This is a genomic window from Nocardioides sp. (assembly GCF_036503465.1).
GTDB lineage: Bacteria > Actinomycetota > Actinomycetes > Propionibacteriales > Nocardioidaceae > Nocardioides.
The window spans coordinates 1-18616 of sequence record NZ_DASXWU010000015.1; the positions used below are offsets into that span (position 1 = coordinate 1).

General features: G+C 71.9%; 20 protein-coding genes. 17 read left to right on the top strand and 3 right to left on the bottom strand.

Translation table 11 applies throughout. From position 1 onward, the window contains the following. From groEL to VGK78_RS01870, 11 genes are all read left to right on the top strand, one after another. Positions 1–1035: chaperonin GroEL (gene groEL / locus VGK78_RS01820; RefSeq protein WP_331525569.1), on the top strand; the 1035-nt coding region annotated here is incomplete at its 5' end. 159 nt (positions 1036–1194) lie between these two features. Beyond that, entirely contained in the window at positions 1195–1923 is a 729-nt protein-coding gene (locus VGK78_RS01825; RefSeq protein ID WP_331525571.1) for an HNH endonuclease family protein, read from the top strand. Positions 1924–1952: 29 nt separating this feature from the next. Further along, on the top strand, positions 1953–2468 hold the full coding sequence (locus VGK78_RS01830) for a GNAT family N-acetyltransferase (protein WP_325550346.1): 516 nt from the start codon (positions 1953–1955) through the stop codon (positions 2466–2468). After that, positions 2465–3337 (top strand): DMT family transporter, encoded by an 873-nt coding sequence (locus VGK78_RS01835; RefSeq protein WP_325550347.1) that lies wholly within the window; start codon positions 2465–2467, stop codon positions 3335–3337. Before VGK78_RS01830 ends, VGK78_RS01835 begins: the two co-directional genes overlap by 4 nt. 57 nt (positions 3338–3394) lie before the next feature. Then, positions 3395–3937, top strand: a complete 543-nt coding sequence (locus tag VGK78_RS01840) for a sigma-70 family RNA polymerase sigma factor (RefSeq protein WP_325550348.1) — start codon at positions 3395–3397, stop codon at positions 3935–3937. Then, positions 3934–4551: a hypothetical protein gene (locus tag VGK78_RS01845; RefSeq protein WP_325550349.1), complete on the top strand. Its 618-nt coding sequence runs from the start codon at positions 3934–3936 to the stop codon at positions 4549–4551. Before VGK78_RS01840 ends, VGK78_RS01845 begins: the two co-directional genes overlap by 4 nt. Positions 4552–4586: 35 nt before the next feature. Further along, positions 4587–5147, top strand: a complete 561-nt coding sequence (locus VGK78_RS01850) for a nucleotidyltransferase family protein (RefSeq protein ID WP_325550350.1) — start codon at positions 4587–4589, stop codon at positions 5145–5147. 168 nt (positions 5148–5315) lie between these two features. Further along, a complete protein-coding gene (locus tag VGK78_RS01855; protein WP_325550351.1) occupies positions 5316–6194 on the top strand; it encodes a MoxR family ATPase in 879 nt (292 codons plus the stop codon). Next, positions 6191–7303 (top strand): vWA domain-containing protein, encoded by a 1113-nt coding sequence (locus VGK78_RS01860; protein ID WP_325550352.1) that lies wholly within the window; start codon positions 6191–6193, stop codon positions 7301–7303. Before VGK78_RS01855 ends, VGK78_RS01860 begins: the two co-directional genes overlap by 4 nt. After that, positions 7296–8420: an XdhC/CoxI family protein gene (locus VGK78_RS01865; protein ID WP_331525573.1), complete on the top strand. Its 1125-nt coding sequence runs from the start codon at positions 7296–7298 to the stop codon at positions 8418–8420. The genes VGK78_RS01860 and VGK78_RS01865 overlap by 8 nt, the downstream gene beginning before the upstream one ends. Positions 8421–8478: 58 nt before the next feature. Then, on the top strand, positions 8479–9708 hold the full coding sequence (locus VGK78_RS01870) for a transcriptional regulator (RefSeq protein ID WP_325550354.1): 1230 nt from the start codon (positions 8479–8481) through the stop codon (positions 9706–9708). Between the two features lie 131 nt (positions 9709–9839). Here the strand turns inward: VGK78_RS01870 and VGK78_RS01875 are convergent, their stop codons facing one another. Continuing rightward, complete coding sequence (locus tag VGK78_RS01875) at positions 9840–10622, bottom strand: APH(3') family aminoglycoside O-phosphotransferase (protein WP_325550355.1); 783 nt, start codon at positions 10620–10622, stop codon at positions 9840–9842. 86 nt (positions 10623–10708) lie between these two features. Here VGK78_RS01875 and VGK78_RS01880 point away from each other — a divergent pair, with 86 nt between their 5' ends. From VGK78_RS01880 to VGK78_RS01900, 5 genes are all read left to right on the top strand, one after another. Continuing rightward, positions 10709–11437 (top strand): class I SAM-dependent methyltransferase, encoded by a 729-nt coding sequence (locus VGK78_RS01880; protein WP_331525574.1) that lies wholly within the window; start codon positions 10709–10711, stop codon positions 11435–11437. 137 nt (positions 11438–11574) lie between these two features. Continuing rightward, complete coding sequence (locus tag VGK78_RS01885; protein WP_331525575.1) at positions 11575–12069, top strand: (2Fe-2S)-binding protein; 495 nt, start codon at positions 11575–11577, stop codon at positions 12067–12069. After that, positions 12066–14546 carry a xanthine dehydrogenase family protein molybdopterin-binding subunit gene (locus tag VGK78_RS01890; RefSeq protein ID WP_331525576.1) on the top strand — a complete coding sequence of 827 codons (2481 nt, stop codon included), beginning with the start codon at positions 12066–12068 and terminating at the stop codon, positions 14544–14546. The genes VGK78_RS01885 and VGK78_RS01890 overlap by 4 nt, the downstream gene beginning before the upstream one ends. Beyond that, positions 14543–15409 carry a xanthine dehydrogenase family protein subunit M gene (locus VGK78_RS01895; RefSeq protein WP_331525577.1) on the top strand — a complete coding sequence of 289 codons (867 nt, stop codon included), beginning with the start codon at positions 14543–14545 and terminating at the stop codon, positions 15407–15409. The genes VGK78_RS01890 and VGK78_RS01895 overlap by 4 nt, the downstream gene beginning before the upstream one ends. Further along, entirely contained in the window at positions 15409–16248 is an 840-nt protein-coding gene (locus VGK78_RS01900; RefSeq protein ID WP_331525578.1) for an SRPBCC family protein, read from the top strand. The genes VGK78_RS01895 and VGK78_RS01900 overlap by 1 nt, the downstream gene beginning before the upstream one ends. Positions 16249–16444: 196 nt before the next feature. On the opposite strand, the gene VGK78_RS01905 is transcribed toward VGK78_RS01900, so the two are convergent. After that, positions 16445–17227: a GH12 family glycosyl hydrolase domain-containing protein gene (locus VGK78_RS01905; protein WP_331525579.1), complete on the bottom strand. Its 783-nt coding sequence runs from the start codon at positions 17225–17227 to the stop codon at positions 16445–16447. A gap of 67 nt (positions 17228–17294) precedes the next feature. Between VGK78_RS01905 and VGK78_RS01910 the strand changes: the two genes are divergently transcribed. Then, positions 17295–17930 carry a LysE family translocator gene (locus VGK78_RS01910; protein ID WP_331525580.1) on the top strand — a complete coding sequence of 212 codons (636 nt, stop codon included), beginning with the start codon at positions 17295–17297 and terminating at the stop codon, positions 17928–17930. Between the two features lie 24 nt (positions 17931–17954). On the opposite strand, the gene VGK78_RS01915 is transcribed toward VGK78_RS01910, so the two are convergent. Then, the gene (locus VGK78_RS01915; protein WP_331525581.1) at positions 17955–18569 is read right to left on the bottom strand and encodes an alpha-ketoglutarate-dependent dioxygenase AlkB; all 615 of its coding nucleotides are present in this window, start codon (positions 18567–18569) and stop codon (positions 17955–17957) included. Positions 18570–18616: the final 47 nt, after the last annotated feature.

An 18616-nucleotide genomic window follows, 5' to 3' on the forward strand; every position in this document is an offset into this window, starting at 1 on the left:
ATCTCGGCGTACTTCGCGACCGACATGGAGCGCATGGAGTCCGTCCTCGACGACCCCTACATCCTGGTCGCGAACCAGAAGGTCTCCTCGGTCAAGGACCTGCTGCCGATCCTCGAGAAGGTCATGCAGAGCGGCAAGCCGCTGCTGATCATCGCCGAGGACGTCGACGGCGAGGCCCTGTCGACCCTGGTCGTCAACAAGATCCGCGGCACCTTCAAGTCCGTCGCCGTCAAGGCCCCGGGCTTCGGTGACCGCCGCAAGGCCATGCTCCAGGACATCGCGATCCTGACCGGTGGCCAGGTCATCTCCGAGGAGGTCGGTCTCAAGCTCGAGTCGACCGGTGTCGAGCTGCTGGGCCAGGCCCGCAAGGTCGTCATCACCAAGGACGAGACCACCATCGTCGAGGGCGCCGGCGACTCCGCCCAGATCGAGGGCCGGGTCAACCAGATCCGCGCCGAGATCGAGAACAGCGACTCCGACTACGACCGCGAGAAGCTGCAGGAGCGCCTGGCCAAGCTGGCCGGTGGCGTCGCGGTGATCAAGGTCGGCGCGGCCACCGAGGTCGAGCTCAAGGAGCGCAAGCACCGCATCGAGGACGCCGTCCGCGCTGCCAAGGCCTCCGTCGAGGAGGGCATCGTCGCCGGTGGCGGCGTGGCCCTGCTGCAGGCGGGCGCCAAGGCGTTCGACAAGCTCGAGCTGCCCGACGACGAGGCCACCGGTGCCAACATCGTCAAGGTCGCCGTGGGCGCCCCCGTCCGCCAGATCGCGCTCAACGCCGGTCTCGAGGGCGGCGTCGTGGCCGAGAAGGTCGCCGGTCTCCCGGAGGGCCACGGCCTGAACGCGGCCACCGGCGAGTACGGCGACATGCTCGCTGCCGGTGTCCCCGACCCGACGAAGGTCGTCCGCTCCGCCCTGCAGAACGCCGCGTCCATCGCCGCGCTGTTCCTGACGACCGAGGCGGTCGTCGCGGACAAGCCGGAGAAGGCCGCGCCGATGCCGGGTGGCGACGGCGGCATGGGTGGAATGGATTTCTGATCCGACCGCTCTGGAACATCACCACGAAGACCCCCGCTCCGGCGGGGGTCTTCGTGTGTTCCGGGGTCGCCGGTCCCCGGGACGTCGTACCGTCGGTGGGCCATGGCACACGGTCCGTCTGACGCCCCGCGAGGGCGATGGGTCGTGTGGGTCCTCGCCGTGGGAGTCGTCGTCGCGCTGCTGACCGGCTGTGACCCGAGCAGTACGCCGCACGCGCAGCGGCACCGGGCCGGCGCCCACCATCACCGGACCCATCCCTCCCAGCGGGCTCAGCAGGCGGAGCACACCGCGAGCCCGACCGCCCTGCCGTCCGATGCGGCCCAGGCCCGCGCCGAGCTCGACCGGCTCGTCGTACGACCGCGGCCGCGGGGGACCGAGGGCTACCTGCGGGCGGCGTTCGGCAGCGACTGGGTGGACACCGACGGCGACGGGTGCAACCAGCGTGACGACGTCCTCCTCCGGGACGCGGTGCCGGGGTCGACGCGCGTGGCGCAGCAGGGCGGGTGCGACCACGACGTGCTGGCGGGCACCTGGTACGACCCGTACACGGGTCGGACACTGACGTTCACCGACCTCAAGGACCTGCACCAGGCCGAGGCGATCCAGATCGACCACATCGTGCCGCTCGCCGAGGCGTGGGTGTCCGGGGCGCGGACCTGGAGCGACGACCGCAGGAAGACCTTCGCCAACGACCTGCACGAGCTGCTCGCGGTCGACGGCCCGACCAACATGAGCAAGGGCGACGGCGATCCGGCGTCCTGGCGACCACGCAAGGGCTTCCAGTGCAGCTACGCCCGGCGCTGGATCGCGATCAAGACCAGCTACCACCTCGCGATCGACCCCTCGGAGAAGGCGGCCCTCGGCCAGATGCTCGGCTACTGCCGCTGAGGCCCGAGCCCTGTGAGAGCGTGAGGCCCGTGCCCTGGACCATCGCGCCGATTCAGCTGGCGGACGCCGAGGAGGCCGGCGCGGTGCACACCCGGGTCTGGCAGGAGGCGTACGCCGGGCTCATGCCGGCGGACTACCTGGCGGCGCTCGACCCGGCGCGGGCCGGCGAACGCCGGCGGCAGCGCATCCTGCACCCGGCTGCGGGTGTCGAGGAGTGGGTGGCACGCGACGAGCACGGGATCGTCGGGATGGCGGCCACGGGTCCGCCGCGCGACCTGGATCCACCGGTGCCGCTCGAGCTGTACGCGATCAACGTCCTGCGCCGGGCCCATGGGTCCGGACTTGCCGACGACCTGATGGCCCACGCGATCGGCGACCGGGCGGCGTACCTCTGGGTGCTGGAGGGCAACCAGCGTGCGATCGCCTTCTACCGCCGGCACGGCTTCGCCGACGAGGGCGGCCGCAAGCCCGAGCCCGACACCGGCGTGGTCGAGATGCGGATGGCCCGGGGCAACGACACGGGCGACGGCACCGGCGACAGGTGAGCGGCACCGCGCTCGCGCTGGTCCTCACGGCCGCGCTCCTGCACGCCACCTGGAACCTCGCGGCCAAGGGAGCCCCCGGCGGCGACCGGGTCGCGTTCGTCTGGGTCTACGTCGTCGCCAGCGCGACGCTCTGGGTGCCGATCGGCGTCGTCTGGGTGGTCGTGACCGGCGACCGGCCCACGGGGTGGTGGCTCGGCGGGCCGCTGGTGTCGGCGCTGCTGCACATCGTCTACCAGCTCGTGCTCCAGCGGGGGTACGCCGAGGGGGACCTCAACCTCGTCTACCCGCTCGCGCGCGGCGCCGGCCCGATGCTCACCTTCCTGGTGGCGGTGACCGTGCTCGGCCAGCATCCCTCACCGGCCGAGGTGGTCGGCGTGCTCGCCGTCGTGGGCGGTGTCCTGGTGATCTCGCTCGGAGGCCGGGCCGGTCGGCTGGCACATGACCGCGCGGGCGTGACCTGGGGGCTCGCGACTGGCGCGACCATCGCGGCGTACACCCTCTGGGACAACCACTCGGTCAACGGTCTCGACGTCCCGCCGGTGCCCTACTTCGTGATCGGGCTTCTGCTCCAGCTGCCGTTCCTGGGCGTGCTCCTCGTCCGCAGGAGCGACCCCGTGCCGGTGCGTGAGGTCTGGGCAGCCGCTCGTACACCGGCCCTGGCGGTCGCCGTCCTCTCGCCGCTGGCGTACCTGCTGGTGCTCCGCGCGATGCAGCTCGCGCCGGTCGCCCTCGTCGCCGCCGCCCGCGAGTCGAGCATCGTGGTCGGGGCGGTGTTCGGGTGGCTGGTGCTGCGCGAGCCGCGACCGGCTCGCCGGCTCGCCGGCGCGGTCGTGGTGCTCGCCGGTATCGGACTGATCGCGGCGGGCTGACCGCGGTCGCGCGTGAAAGATGTGGCGCGCTGCCGGACATGTGCCACCGTGGAGCCCGTGGACCGCGCTGATACTCGGGACGTCGAGGCACGCGCTCGGTTCGAGGAGACCGTCCGGGAGATCCTCGAGCCCCTGCGGCGCTTCCTCGCACGGCGTACGGACGCGGCGACCGCCGACGACGTCCTCGCCGAGACGCTGCTGGTGTGCTGGCGGAGGTACGACGAGCTCCCGGCCCGGTCGCTGCCGTTCGCGTACGGCGTGGCGCGGCTCTGCCTGGCGAACGCCGCGCGCGGTGCGCGGCGACAACGCCGGCTGGCCGGTCGGATCGCGACGCTCGAGCCGCCGCGCGAGGCCCCCGAACCGATCGGCGACGACCGGCTGGCCGAGGCGATGGCGGGGCTCTCGCCCGAGGACGGCGAGCTCCTGCGGCTCTGGGCCTGGGAGCAGCTGACCCCCGGCGAGATCGCGACGGTCCTCGACATCACGCCGAACGCCGCGAGCATCCGGCTGTACCGCGCGAAGGACAGGCTGCGCACCGAGCTGCGAAAGATCGACGCCGCCGACGGACATGAGGAGACGACGGAAGGGGGGAGACGGTGACCGACCACGAACCGGACAGGGAGCTGCTCTCGCGGCTCCGCGCGGCCGATCCCGCCTCCTCCCTCCCACCGGCCGGCCCCGACCGGGTGGCCCAGCTCCTGGAGGCAGCCATGCCCGACACCGCGACCCGCTCGCACGAGACCCGGGAGACCGGCACACACGACCGCAGCCCGCTCACCTGGCTGGTGGCCGCCGCAGCGGTCGTCCTGATCGCCGCCGCCGGGATCTTCGGACTCGCCGAGCGCGACCACGGCACGACCCCTGCCGCGAGGCCCAGTGTCACCCAGCTGCGGGCGATTCCCGTCCAGGGTTCGTGCATCGTGCTGAGCACCCGCGTGCTGCGCGTGCAGTCCGTCGCCTTCCGCGGCAGCCTCGTGTCCCTGACGCCCAGGACGGCGACGTTCGAGGTGAGCCACTGGTACGCCGGCGGGCCCACCGACCTGGTGAAGGTGACGCTGATGCCGCGAGGCATCCCCGAGATGACGCAGGCGGGAGACCTGGCGCTCCACCACGACTACCTCGTCGCCGCCTCCGACGGCCGCGTGACCGGGTGCGGTTACACGGGCCCGGCCGGTGGCAGCCTGCAGTCGCTGTACGACCGCGCGTTCGGCTGAGCCCCACGGGCGGCCGGTCTGACAGGCTGGCGGGCGTGGAAGGACTGCTGCTCGCCGCCGGGGCCGGCCGCCGGATGGGGCTGCCGAAGGCGCTGGTGCACGACGACACCGGGTCGTGGCTGGTCCGTGGCATCTCGAACCTGCGTGACGGGGGATGCACCCGGGTCACGGTCGTCCTGGGCGCCGACGCCGAACGCGCCGGGTCGATCGTCGAGAACCTCGAGGTGAACGTCGTCGTCGCCGACGATTGGGCCGACGGGATGGGTGCCTCGCTCCGAGCCGGCTTGGACGCGCTCGCGGAGTCGACGGACACCGCCGTCGTCGTCTCGCTCGTGGACCTCCCCGACCTGGTGCCGGAGGTCGTGGCCCGGGTGATCGCCGCTGTCCCGCCCGGTCCCGCGGGACTGGCACGCGCGACGTACGACGGCAGGCCCGGGCACCCGGTCCTCCTGGGCCGCGACCACTGGGCCGGCGTGGCCGAGACGGCCGTCGGCGACCAGGGCGCCCGCACCTACCTCGCCTCCCGCGACGTCACATCGGTCGAGTGCGGCGACCTCGCCACCGGCCGCGACGTCGACTCGCAGGTAGGCCGATAGTACGGATCACCAGGCGGGTCCTTCCGGCGGCGACACAAGCCTGGTGATCCGTACTATCCCTGGACGGGCCGGCTCGTCCCGGATCCGCTGCCAGTGCGCGAGCGACGCCGAGTCGTCCACGGAGTCGATCCAACCATCGCCCAACGGACCGACAAGTAGCCTGGAGACATGGAGGTGACCTCTGCCGCCGACGTGGCGGGCCTGCTCGGCCGCACCGGCTACCTGTGCGACGACGAGCTGGCCACGGTCACCTACCTCACGCTCGCGATGCAGCGTCCGCTCCTCCTCGAGGGCGAGCCCGGTACCGGGAAGACCGCGCTCGCCGAGGCGCTCGCCGAAGGGCTCGACCTGCGCCTGGTCCGGCTGCAGTGCTACGAGGGCATCGACGCCACCCAGGCGCTCTACGACTGGGACTTCCCGCGCCAGATCCTCCACCTCCGCGCCCTCGAGGCCACCGGCGGCACCGGCGGAGCCGACGCCGAGGAGGCCGAGAAGAGCCTGTACGACGAGCGGTTCCTGCTCGCGCGGCCGGTGCTGGCCGCGCTCCAGCAGAGTCCCGCCCTGCTCCTCGTCGACGAGGTCGACCGTGCCGACGACGAGTTCGAGGCGTTCCTGCTGGAGGTGCTGTCGACGTGGCAGGTGTCCATCCCCGAGCTCGGGACCGTGCGGGCGGCGACCCCGCCGGTCGTCGTCCTCACCTCCAACCGCACCCGCGAGCTCCACGACGCGCTCAAGCGGCGCTGCCTCTACCACTGGATCGAGCACCCCGGCCTCGAGCGCGAGCTGCAGATCGTGCGCTCGCGGGCTCCGGAGGTCTCCGAGGCGCTGGCCCGCCAGGTGGTGGCGGTCGTCCAGGACCTCCGGACCCGTGACCTGACCAAGCCGCCCGGTGTCGCCGAGACGCTCGACTGGGCCCGGGCGCTCCACCACCTCGGGACCGCCGAGCTCGACCTCGAGTCCGCGGCGACCACGCTGGGCGCGCTGGTGAAGTACCGCGAGGACTCCGACCGGGTGAAGCAGGCGCTGGACCAGCTGCTGCGTACATGAGTACGACGACGATCCGCGGCGGGGACGAGATCCTGCTCGCCTTCGCCCGCGCCGTCCGGGCCGGCGGCGTACCGGTCACGCAGGACCGGGCGCACGAGTTCCTGGCCGCCGCCGCGATGCTCGGTGCCGACGACCCGTCGGCCGTACGGATCGCCGGCCGCTCGACCTTGTGCGCCGGGCCGGATGACCTGGTGCGCTTCGACCAGGTCTTCGAGGCGTTCTTCAACGCCCGGCACGGACTCCCGCGCCCGAGGCCGGTCGTGCGACCCGAGTCCACGCCGAGCGAGCTACCTCTCGACGACGCCGCCGGCACCGAGCTCGGAGACGCCGACGACGTCATCCGCGCCGCGGCCAGCGCGACCGAGGTGCTCCGACACCGTGACGTGGCGTCCCTGAGCGCGGTGGAGAAGCAGCGGCTGGCGGCGATGTTCGCGACCCTGCGCCCGCGGCCACCGCTCCGGCGTACGGCGCGTCACCAGCGCTGGCACCGCGGGCTCGTCGACGCGCCCCGCACCCTGCGGTCCAGCCTGCGCCGGATGGGCGAGCCGGCCGAGATCGCCTGGCGACGCCGGGCCAGGAAGCCGCGGCGCGTGGTGCTGCTGGTGGACATCAGCGGCTCGATGACGTCGTACGCCGACGCCCTCCTGCGGCTGGCACACCGACTCACCCAGGGCATCGGCAATGTTGAGACGTTCACCATCGGCACCCGGGTCACCCACGTCACCCGCGCGATGCGGCTGCGCGACCCCGAGCGCGCCCTCGTCGCGGCCGGCGACACGGTGCCGGACTGGTCGGGCGGCACACGGCTCGGCGAGACGCTGCGCTTCTTCCTCGACCGCTGGGGGCAGCGCGGAATGGCCCGGGGTGCCGTCGTCGTTGTGTTCAGCGACGGATGGGAGCGAGGTGACGCGTCGGTGCTCGCAGAGCAGATGGCCCGGCTGGGCCGGATCGCGCACCGCGTCGTGTGGGTGAACCCCCACCGCGGCAAGGAGGGCTACGAAGCCGTCCAGACCGGTGTGCTGGCCGCGCTCCCCTTCTGCGACGACTTCGTCGCCGGGCACTCGCTCGCGACGTACGCCGACCTGGTGGAGGTGCTGGCCGATGCGTGAGGTCCTTCCGGAGCTGCTCGACTGGTGGCGTGCCGGCGAGGAGGTCGGCGTCGGCACGGTGGTCGCGACCTTCCGCTCGGCTCCGCGCCCGCCCGGCGCGAGCATGCTGGTCGGCCCCGACGAGACCGTCGTCGGCTCGGTGTCCGGCGGTTGCGTGGAGGGCGCGGTCTACGAGCTGGGCAAGGAGGTCGTCGAGTCCGGCGTCCCCGTGCTCACCCGCTACGGGATCTCCGACGACGACGCGTTCGCCGTCGGCCTGACCTGCGGGGGCATCCTCGACGTGTACGTCGAGAAGGTCTCGCGCGAGACGTACCCCGAGCTGGAGGATCTCGCCGCCGACCTCGAGGCCGGCCGTCCGGTGGCGGTGGCGACGGTGATCGAGCACCCCGACCCGTCCTGGCTCGGACGCCGCGTGATCATCCACCCGGACACCCACGAGGTCACCGGCACGATCGGCTCCTCGCGCGCCGACGACGCCGTGCGCGACGACGCGACCGGCCTGCTCGCGAGCGGCGCGAACGCCACGCTGACCTACGGTCCCGACGGTGAACGCCGCGGCGAGGGCATGCGGGTCTTCGTGTGGGCGTTCGCGCCCAAGCCGCGGATGCTGGTCTTCGGCGCCATCGACTTCGCGGCAGCGGTCGCACGCGTCGGCAGCTTCCTCGGCTACCACGTGACCGTCTGCGACGCGCGACCGGTCTTCGCCACCAACACGCGGTTCCCCGACGCCGACGAGGTCGTGGTCGAGTGGCCGCACCGCTACCTCGAGAAGCAGCGCGACGCCGGCGCCCTCGACGCGCGGACGGTGATCACCGTGCTCACCCACGACCCGAAGTTCGACGTACCCCTGCTCGAGGTCGCGCTGCGCCTGCCGGAGGTCGCCTACGTCGGCGCGATGGGTTCGCGGCGTACCCACGAAGACCGAGAGGCCAGGCTCCGCGAGGCCGGCGTCTCCGACGACGAGCTGGCGCGCCTGTCCAGCCCGATCGGGCTCGACCTCGGCGCGCGTACGCCGGAGGAGACCGCGGTCTCGATCGCGGCCGAGATCATCGCCGGCCGCTGGGGTGGGTCCGGCCGCCGCTTGGCGCAGCGCGAGGGCCGCATCCATCACGAGTGATCTGCTTGGTCCCGTCGCGCTACGGTGACCTGGTCAGCCGCGCACGTTGGGACTCCCGATGACGACGAACGACCTTCAGGACCGCCGCCTGAGCGCCATGCGCGCCTGGACCGCGTTCGTGGAGCACGGCGACGGCGCGGCGTCGCTGGTCCGCCCGGAGATCCTCCGCAGCTGGCACCGGTCGCAGCCGCACGTGTCGTGGGACGTCGCCGAGGCGCCGCTGGACGACGAGTCGGCGGCGCGGGCGTTCTGGCAGGGATCGCCGCTCCAGCGGGCGGTCTCGAGCGTCGAGGCCGAGCTGCGGCGCACGGCCGAGGACGGCGACCTGGTGCTCGCCGTGACCGACCGGCAGACCCGCATCCTCTGGACGTACGGCGGGCGGGTCATGCGCCGCAGGGCGGAGTCGGTGAACTTCGTCCCGGCCGCCCGATGGGACGACGAGTCCGTCGGCACCAACGCCCTCGACCTGGCCAACCGGCTCGGCCGGCCGAGCATGGTCTTCAGCGCCGAGCACTACGCCCCGATCGTGCACAACTGGGTGTGTTGGGCCGCGCCGGTGCACGATCCGGTCACCGGCGCCCAGCTCGGCGTCGTCGACCTCTCCACCACCTGGGACCGCACCCACCCGATCGGCCTGGCGACCGCGCGCGTGCTGGCCCGGCTCATCGAGACGGCGATGCCCCTCTCGGCGGCGAATCCGATGCTGGAGGACCAGGGCGGCCCGACCGGTCTCCAGCTCCGCCTTCTCGGCAACGCCGAGGCGACCCTCGACGGCAGCCGCCTGCTGCTGAACCGCCGCCAGACCGAGATCCTGGCCATCCTCGCCCTGCATCCCGACGGGCTCTCGCTCGACCGTCTGCACGCGCTGGTCTACGGCGACCACGCCGTGACCCTGTCGACGCTCAAGGCGGAGGTCTCGCACCTGCGCGCGGCCCTCGGCGGCCAGCTCGCCTCTCGGCCCTACCGGCTCACCTTGCCGGTCTCGACCGACATCGACGACGTGCTCGAGGCGCTCCAGCGCGGCGACGCGGCGGCCGCGGTCGCCCGGTACGGCGGCGACCTGCTGCCCGGCACCGAGTCGCCGGCCCTCGTCGAGCTGGGGGAGTACGTCGCGGTCGCGATGCGCGAGGCCCTGCTCGCCGGCCCCGAGCCGTCGGCGGTGATCCGCTACAGCGAGCTCGCGCCGTACGACACCGAGGTGATGGAGGCGTGCCTGGCGGCCCTCGGCGACAGGCCCCATCCGGTCAAGCCGCTGCTCAAGGGTCGGCTGGCGGCCGCGCGGGGCTGACGGCTGGGCCGGTCATGGACGGTTCATCACGCTGGGTGTTCGAACCGGCACTGGGCTCGTGGAACTCACCTGGCCGGGCGCGGGTTCACCTGCCCAGCGTGATGAACCGTCCGCCGCCGACAGAACCGGAGTCAGAAGAACTCGTCCAGCAGCCGGTAGAAGTCCAGCCGCCACGGATCGGCGGGCAGACCGTACGCCGTGAGCAGGGCGTCCGCGGCGTCGGGGCCGTAGGCGGGGTTGAGCCGGAGGTCGGACATCGACCGCGTCGCCAGGGCCAGGTCGAGGTGACGGTCGGCGACGCCGAGCCGGTGGACGTCGATCATCCCGGTCACCTCGAGCGTGTCGGGGTCGACCAGGAAGTTGGGAAGGCAGGCGTCGCCGTGGCAGACCACCAGGTCGTCCAGCTCGAGCTCCTCGGCCCGAGGGCGCCCATCCATCAGCTCCGCCACCAGCTGGGCGCCCGACGTCCCCTGGCGGTCGTCGTCGAAGTCGCCCTCGTCGACCAGTCCCTCGTCGACCCGCACCCGGGCCAGGGCGACCGTCACCGCGAGCCAGCGCTCGAACGGGCATGACTCACGGTCGACCGCGTGCAGCCGGCGCAGCATCCGCGCCAGCGACGGCACCGCGTCCGGCACGGCCGACGCGGGCAGGTCGCTCATGGGCACCCCGGGCACCGTGCGGAGCGTGAGGGTGGCCGTCTCACCGTCGTCGGCCCAGTCGAGGACCTCGGCCGCAGGCAGGTCCGTCCCGGCCAGCCACTCGAGTCGCTCACGCTCGTCGTGCAGGTCATCGCGCAGGGTGCCGGACCCGGACTTGGCATACGCGTCCCCGTCCGGCGAGCGACGTACCTCGGCGCCGGACATGCCGGTGCGCACCGGCTCCCAGTCAGCCCGCTCGTGATCGGCGCTACCCACGGCTCACCTCCGCAGCCCGCGCCATCGCGGACCCCTCCCGACAGGAAAGCCTAGAAGACGACCTGACGCGGGCATACTCGAGGAGCGTGGGCCAGAACATCTACGACGACCCGGAGTTCCAGGCCGGGTACCGCCGCCTCGCCCGTTCCGAGGAGGGCCTGGCCGGTGCCCCCGAGTGGCCGTCGGTACGAGCGCTGCTCCCGGACCTGACCGACAAGCAGGTGGTCGACCTCGGTTGCGGGTACGGCGCGTTCGCGCGCTGGGCTGCCGAGTCCGGGGCGGCGCTGGTCGACGCCTTCGACCTGTCCGAGCAGATGCTGGCCCGGGCCGGGGAGCTGACCGGGCCGAGCGCCCCGATCACCTACACCCGGGCCGACCTCGACACGCTCACCCTGCCGGCTGCGGCGTACGACGTCGCCTACAGCGCGCTGGTGCTGCACTACCTGGTCGACCTGTCCCGCTTCGTCGGGATGGTCCATGGGGCGCTGCGGCCCGGGGGCTCGTTCGTGCTCACCTGCGAGCACCCGGTCTACACGGCGCCGACCGAGTCGCAGTGGATCGAGCACGACGGGCGGCGTAGCTGGCCGCTGGACCGGTACGGCGAGGAGGGCGTGCGGGTCCGGGACTGGCTCGCGCCCGGCGTACGCAAGCAGCACCGCACCCTCGGCACGCTGCTGAACACCCTGCTGGACGCCGGATTCACCCTCCGCAGGGTGCTCGAGTCGGTCCCCTCCCCGGAGCAGGTCGAGGCACAGCCGGAGCTCGCCGAGGAGCGCGACCGGCCGATGTTCCTGATGGTCGCGGCCGACCGTTGACCCGCCCCGGAGCCGCCCCTCGACCCGGTCACAAACCCGGCGCCGGCCGGGCAACCTTTCGCCAACCGAGCGAGCCCTAGCGTGAGGAGGTCCACAGACATCTGTGCGACCAGGTGCGCGCGAAAGGCAGGCCCCCGATGACCCAGATCAGCCTCACCGTCGACGGGACACAGGTCACCGACGACGTCGAGCCGCGGATGCTGCTGGTGCAGTACCTGCGGGAGAAGCTCGGGAAGACCGGCACCGTGATCGGCTGCGACACCAGCAACTGTGGTGCCTGCACGGTCCACCTCGACGGCCGCAGCGTGAAGAGCTGCAACGTCCTCGCCGTCCAGGCCGACGGTCACGAGGTGACCACGATCGAGGGCCTGGCCACCGACGGCGAGCTCCACCCCGTCCAGGAAGCCTTCCGCGAGTGCCACGGCCTCCAGTGCGGCTTCTGCACGCCGGGCATGATCATGCAGACCGTCGACCTGCTGGCCGAGAACCCGCATCCGACCGAGGCGGAGGTGCGACTCGGCCTCGAGGGCAACCTCTGCCGGTGCACGGGCTACCACAACATCGTCAAGAGCGTCCTGTACGCCGCGGAGCACGCCGGCGAGACGCAGGGCGAGAAGGCAGGTGCCCGGTGACCGCCACGACCGAGGCCCCCGCTGCCACCGCGCCCGCGCCGGAGATCGGCCGGGACCGCCGCCGCAAGGAGGACCAACGACTCATCACCGGACGCACCCGGTGGACCGACAACATCACCCTGCCGGGCATGGTCCACATGGCCATGGTCCGCAGTCCGTTCGCCCATGCCGAGATCGCCCGCATCGAGACCAGCGCCGCCGCGAGCGCGCCCAACGTGATCGGCGTCTTCACCGGCGCCGACTTCGGCGACGAGCTCGGCGTGTGCATCAACGCCTGGCCCCTCACGCCGGAGCAGGTCACACCCAACCACTCGCCGATGCCCGCCGACCGGGTGTCGTTCGCCGGCGAGATCGTCGCGGTCGTGGTGGCACGTACGGCCGCCGAGGCGCGCGACGCCGCCGAGCTGGTCGACGTGGAGTACGTCGAGCTCCCCGCCGCCCTCGATCTCAAGGAGGCGGCGGAGGACACGGTGCTGGCGCATCCCGACGCGGGCACCAACAAGTCCGCCCTGTGGGTGTTCGACTCCGCCGAGTCCGGCACCGGCGGCAACGTCGAGGAGGCGATCGAGAAGGCCCGCACCGACGGCATCGTGATCGAGCGGGAGTACCGCCAGCAGCGGCTGATCCCGGCCTTCATGGAGCCGCGCTCGGTCGTGGTTGACCCGACGGGGGAGCAGCTGACCATGTGGTCGGCGACCCAGATCCCGCACATCCTGCGGTTCGCGCTGGCGGCCACGACCGGCGTACCGGAGTCCAAGATCCGGGTGATCGCGCCCGATGTCGGCGGTGGCTTCGGTGGCAAGCTCCAGGCGACGCCCGAGGAGTGGATCACCTGGGCGGTCGCCCGCCGGGTCAACAAGCCGGTCAAGTACACCGAGACCCGGAGCGAGAGCCTGTTGAGCGCCCACCACGGCCGCGACCAGTGGCAGAAGCTCACCCTGGGCGCCACCCAGGACGGCACGGTCACCGGGTTCAAGGTGGACCTGCTGGCCGATCTGGGCGCGTATGTCGCCATCGTCGGCGGCGGTGTGCCGGTGCTCGGCGCGTTCATGTTCAACGCCATCTACAAGTTCCCGGCGTACCGCTTCTCCTGCCAGACCGTGCTCACCAACAAGGCGTGGACCGACGCCTACCGCGGCGCGGGCCGCCCGGAGGCGACGTACGCCGTCGAGCGGATGATGGACGAGCTGGCCGCCGAGGTCGGGGTCGACCCTCTGGAGATCCGCGAGAAGAACTGGATCAAGCACGAGGAGTTCCCCTTCACCACGGTCGCCGGCCTCACCTACGACTCCGGCAACTACGAGGCGGCCACGGCCAAGGCCAAGGAGATGTTCGGGTACGACGCGCTGCGGGCCGAGCAGAAGAAGCGCCGTGATGCGGGCGACCCGGTCCAGCTGGGCATCGGCATCTCGACGTTCACCGAGATGTGCGGGCTGGCGCCGAGCCGGGTGCTCGGCTCGCTCGACTACGGCGCCGGCGGCTGGGAGCACGCGAGCGTGCGGATGCTGGCCACCGGCAAGGTCGAGGTCGTCACCGGCGCGAGCCCCCACGGACAGGGCCACGAGACGGCGTTCAGCCAGATCGTCGCCGACCGGCTGGGCGTGCCGTTCGAGGACGTGGAGATCCTGCACGGCGACACCCAGGTCTCGCACAAGGGGCTCGACACCTACGGCTCGCGCTCGCTCACCGTCGGAGGCGAGGCGCTGGTGCGGGCGGCAGACAAGGTGATCGAGCGGGCCAAGCCGATCGCGGCCCACCTGCTCGAGGCGAACGTCGACGACGTGGAGTTCTCCGCGGGCACCTTCTCGGTCAAGGGCACCGACCAGGGCAAGACGATCCAGGACGTCGCGCTGGCGACGTTCGCCGCGCACGACTACCCGGAGGGGATCGAGCCGAACATCGACGCCGAGTCGACGTACGACCCCGTCAACTTCTCCTTCCCCCACGGCACGCACCTGTGCGCGATGGAGGTGGACACCGAGACCGGGCGGACGACGATGCGCAAGTACGTCGCCTGCGACGATGTCGGGACCATCATCAACCCGCTGATCGTGAGCGGGCAGGTGCACGGCGGCCTGGTGCAGGGCATCGCGCAGGCGCTCTGGGAGGAGGCGGTCTACGACGACTCCGGGACGCTCGTGAGCGGCTCCTTCGTGGACTACCTGCTGCCGACGGCGGCCGACACGATCTCGTTCGACATCGACCACACGACGAGTCCGTCGACGACCAACTCGCTCGGCACCAAGGGCGTGGGCGAGGCCGGCACGATCGCCTCGACCCCGGCCGTCGTGAACGCGATCGTCGACGCCGTGCGCCATCTCGGCGTCAGTGACATCACGATGCCGTGCACGCCGGAGCGCGTGTGGAAGGCGATCAACACCTCGTCCTCCACCGGCGGCCCGACCGAGGGAGCGGCGATGCCGCACTTCGATGCCGACGAATCCGGCACCTCCTCCACGGAAGGAGCGGGCGCATGATCCCCGCGAAGTTCGACTACGTCGCGCCGACCAGCGTCGAGGACGCGCTCAGTGCGCTCGCCCAGCACGGGGACGACGCGAAGATCATGGCCGGCGGGCAGAGCCTGCTGCCGGTGCTCCGGATGCGGCTCAACGCGCCGGAGATGGTGATCGACCTGGGCCGGATCGAGAGCCTCCGGGGCGTCCGCGAGGACGGTGACGCGCTGGTCATCGGTGCCCTCACGACGCACGCCGAGATGGTCACCAACGACCTGGTCCGGCAGCACGCCGTACTCCTCTCGAAGGCGGCGGCCGAGGTGGCCGACAGCCAGGTGCGCCACCGCGGCACGTTCGGCGGCTCGTGCGCCCACGCCGACCCGGCCGGTGACATGGGTTCGGCCGCGCTGGCGATGGACGCGGAGTTCAGCATCGCCGGTCCGGGAGGCACGAGGTCGGTGCCGGCGTCGGAGTTCTTCGTCGACCTCTTCGAGACGGCGATCGGGGAGGACGAGATCCTGACCGAGATCCGGGTGCCGAAGAAGACCGGCTGGGGCGCCCACTACGAGAAGTTCGTGCGGGTCGCCCACCAGTGGCCGATCGTGGCGGTCGCTGCGACCGTCGACGCCTCTGGCCCAGCCGATGGTAGAGCGATCAGCGAGGCCAGGGTCGCGCTGACGAACATGGGGTCGACGCCGCTCCGGGCCAGGGCGACCGAGAACGCCCTGTCCGGAGCCGCGGCGACGGAGGACGGCGTACGCGCGGCTGCCGACCAGGCCGCCGAGGGCACGAACCCGCCCAGCGACCTGAACGGCGACGCCGACTACCGCCGGCACCTCGCGACCGTGCTGACGCGTCGGGCGGTGTTGAAGGCGGCCGAGGCGTAGTGGATCTCGACCACTCCTTCACGGTTCCGGTCGGGGTCGAGACCGCCTGGGCCGAGTTCCAGGACATCGCGTCGGTGGCGGAGTGCTTCCCGGGTGCGACCGTCACCGGCGCCGAAGGGGACACCTTCAGCGGCTCGGTGAAGGTGAAGCTGGGCCCGATCGCGCTGGTCTACAACGGCAGCGGAACGTTCACCGAGAAGGACGAGGCGGCCCACCGCTTCGTCGTCGACGCGAAGGGCAAGGACAAGCGCGGCAACGGCACGGCCGGCGCGACAGTCACCCTGACCATGGACGGCCGGGGCGACTCGACGGAGGTGAAGGTCCACACCGACCTGGCGGTCACCGGCAAGCCGGCACAGTTCGGCCGCGGCGTGATGCAGGACGTCTCCGACAAGCTGCTGGGCCAGTTCGTCGCCTGCCTCGAGCAGCGGCTCGGCGAGAACGGCGGTGCGACGTCGGCCGGAGTCGCGGCCCCGGCGGGCGGCGCGGACCAGGCGGCGCCCCCCGGTGAGACGCCGGCGGACGGGTCGGGCACGGCTCCCGCGGCCGAGAGCACACCTCCGCCGGCCGAAAGCACCCCTCCGCCGCCCGAAAGCACTCCGCCGGCCGAGAGCGCGGTCCCGCCTGTGGAGAGCACCGCGATACCGTCGGAGCCGGTGGCACCTGCTGCTCCGCCCCCCGCATCGGCGCCGCGCCAGCCGTCGCCCACTCCACGCGGCTCGGACGACGCCCTCGATCTCGGCCGGACGGTGTTGCCGCTGCTGGCGAAGGCCTATTGGAAGCAGGCGGTGGTGGCGCTGATCGTGATCATCGTGATCATCTGGCTCATCGCGCGCTGAGATCTCGTCGTCGAGCGCCTCCGGGTCGCCCTCGGGCGTGGGCAGAAGTCTTCGCGCTGATGTGAGTGGCCTTGTCCTGTGTCCCTTCCACCATCACCGCGCCCACGACACGCGCTGGAACACCGATCGGCTCCCCAACGGCGACCTTCGATATCACCGCCGCAGGTGAGAGAGCCGTGCCTGCCTGGCTACGTCGCTACTTCCGTTGCGAGGTGACCGAGAAGCGGTCGATCTTGAACCGTTGCGCACTGCCTCCCGTCGAGACGATCTCGTAGCCGAAGCAGACCTGGCCGAGCGTCGAGCGGGGGGCGAGGAAGCCGTGCGAGATCAGGTAGGAGAAGCGCTGCTTCAGGCCGATCCACCCGTGGCCGAGCCGCTTGCCGGGGACGAAGGCGAGGTAGCGGTGGTCGTCCGTGGCCCAGAGCTTCCAGGTGCGGTGCGAAAAGGTCAGGCCCCGCTTCACCACGTGACCGGCCGGGACCTGGCGGTGGTTGTCGGTCCAGATCATGATCTCCGTCGAGCCGCTGTCGGCGACCCCGTTGAGCCAGATGTCGTAGGCGCCGTCGTAGATCCCGACCCGCGGCGAGCGCGACGCGAACCTGCTTCCGATCGAGGCGAACGAGCTGAGCCGCGGCTCGTGGCCGGTGTTCCAGTTGTGGTAGTCGCGGTGCGCGTTGGGGTAGGTCTTGACCGCACCGTCGCCGCTGCTGTTGTCGGCGGTCGCCGTCACCGACCAGTTGCCCGCGGAGCAGGCGCGGAGGCGCTGCGAGACGTCGTAGCCGGCTGCGTTCCACATGTTGTTGTGCACGACGTACCCGTGTGTGAACCACATGCCGTTCGGGTCGTCGGTCACGAAGAGCGGGTGGCGGCAGGCGCGGGCGATGTCGGATGCGTCGGCTCGGGCCGCCATCGGGCCCAGGGTCGCCGCGACGACGGCGAGCGCGGACACAAGGCGCACCAGGGTCGCGACGTGCTTCATGCGGGTCATTGTCTCTCGAATTGGGCATCGATCCGGGCGGTTCCTCACTCGGGGTTAAGGTCCCGACGTGCTGGTCGCGCTCGTCTCGTTCACCGTCGCAGCCGTGCTGATCGTCCTGCTGCCCGGACCCGACAGCATGGTCGTGGTCCGCGGCCTGGTGCGTGGCGGTCGGCGCGCGGGAGCGTCAACGGCGGCCGGGGTGTTGTGCGGACTGGCCGTGTGGGTCGCCGCCGCCACGCTCGGGCTCTCGGCACTGCTCCGGGCCAGCGAGGTCGGCTACGACGCCCTCAAGGTCGTCGGCGCGTGCTACCTGGTCTGGATCGGCGTGGCGTCCCTCATGTCGATCCGGCGCACGGCCGCGGAGACCGCTGCCGTGGGAGATGGCCCGTTGGCACCGGGACCGCTGCTGGGCGGGTCGGGGTTCGCGGCCGGCTTCCTGACCGACATCCTCAACCCGAAGGTGGGCGTCTTCTTCATCAGCTTCCTCCCCGGGTTCGTCCCCGGCGACTACTCCGTGGGCTGGACGACCCTGGCGTTCGGTGCGCTGTTCACCGCCCTGACCGCCCTGTACTTCGTGGGCCTGATCGTCGTGTCCGGCACGATCGCCACCTGGATGAGGGTGCCTCGGATCCGTCGGCGGCTCGACGCGCTCACCGGGATGGTGCTCGTCGGCTTCGGGCTCCGTCTCGCGACCGAGAGCTGACGCGACCGAGATCGGTCCCGCGTGTCAGAAGACCCCACGCGGGCGGAACTGCACCGAGATCCGCGGCCCCGCCTGCGTGACCTTCGGTACGGCGTGCTCCCAGGTGCGCTGGCAGGACCCGCCCATCACCAGCAGGTCGCCGTGCCCCATCTCGAACGACAGCGACTCGCCGCCGCCCCGTGGCCGCAGCGCCAACCGGCGCGGGTCGCCGAACGAGACGATCGCGACCATCGTGTCCTGGGTGCGGCCCCGCCCGAACCGGTCTCCGTGCCAGGCCACGCTGTCGCGGCCGTCGCGGTAGTAGCAGCAGCCGGCGGTCAGGAACGGCTCGCCGAGCTCCGGTCGGTAGCGCTCCGACAACGCGTCGCGGGCCTCGGCCAGCAGCGGATGGGGGAGCGGCTCGCCCTCGCCGTAGGTGTGCACCAGCCGCGGCACGTCGACCATCCGGTCATACATCTGCCGCCGCTCGGCCCGCCACGGCACGTCGACGACCAGCCGTTCCAGCACCTCGTCGGCACCGGTGACGAAGTCGCGGCGTACGTCGATCCACGCACCGCGGGTGAGCAGGTGGCGCTCGACGTCGGCCAGCGAGCTCAACCCCGGGGCCGGTGTCTCGAAGAGCGTGCCCTGGAAGTCCACGACTCGACCCTAGCACGCGTTCGAACCTGTGTTCGAGCCGATGGAGG

Bases quoted from the DNA above. Each gene is read 5' to 3' on its own strand.
- VGK78_RS01855 (WP_325550351.1), top strand. From the start codon at position 5,316: ATGGAGGTGACCTCTGCCGCCGACGTGGCGGGCCTGCTCGGCCGCACC.
- VGK78_RS01865 (WP_331525573.1), top strand. From the start codon at position 7,296: ATGCGTGAGGTCCTTCCGGAGCTGCTCGACTGGTGGCGTGCCGGCGAG.
- VGK78_RS01905 (WP_331525579.1), bottom strand. From the start codon at position 17,227: ATGAAGCACGTCGCGACCCTGGTGCGCCTTGTGTCCGCGCTCGCCGTC.
- VGK78_RS01860 (WP_325550352.1), top strand. From the start codon at position 6,191: ATGAGTACGACGACGATCCGCGGCGGGGACGAGATCCTGCTCGCCTTC.
- VGK78_RS01870 (WP_325550354.1), top strand. From the start codon at position 8,479: ATGACGACGAACGACCTTCAGGACCGCCGCCTGAGCGCCATGCGCGCC.
- VGK78_RS01895 (WP_331525577.1), top strand. From the start codon at position 14,543: ATGATCCCCGCGAAGTTCGACTACGTCGCGCCGACCAGCGTCGAGGAC.
- VGK78_RS01885 (WP_331525575.1), top strand. From the start codon at position 11,575: ATGACCCAGATCAGCCTCACCGTCGACGGGACACAGGTCACCGACGAC.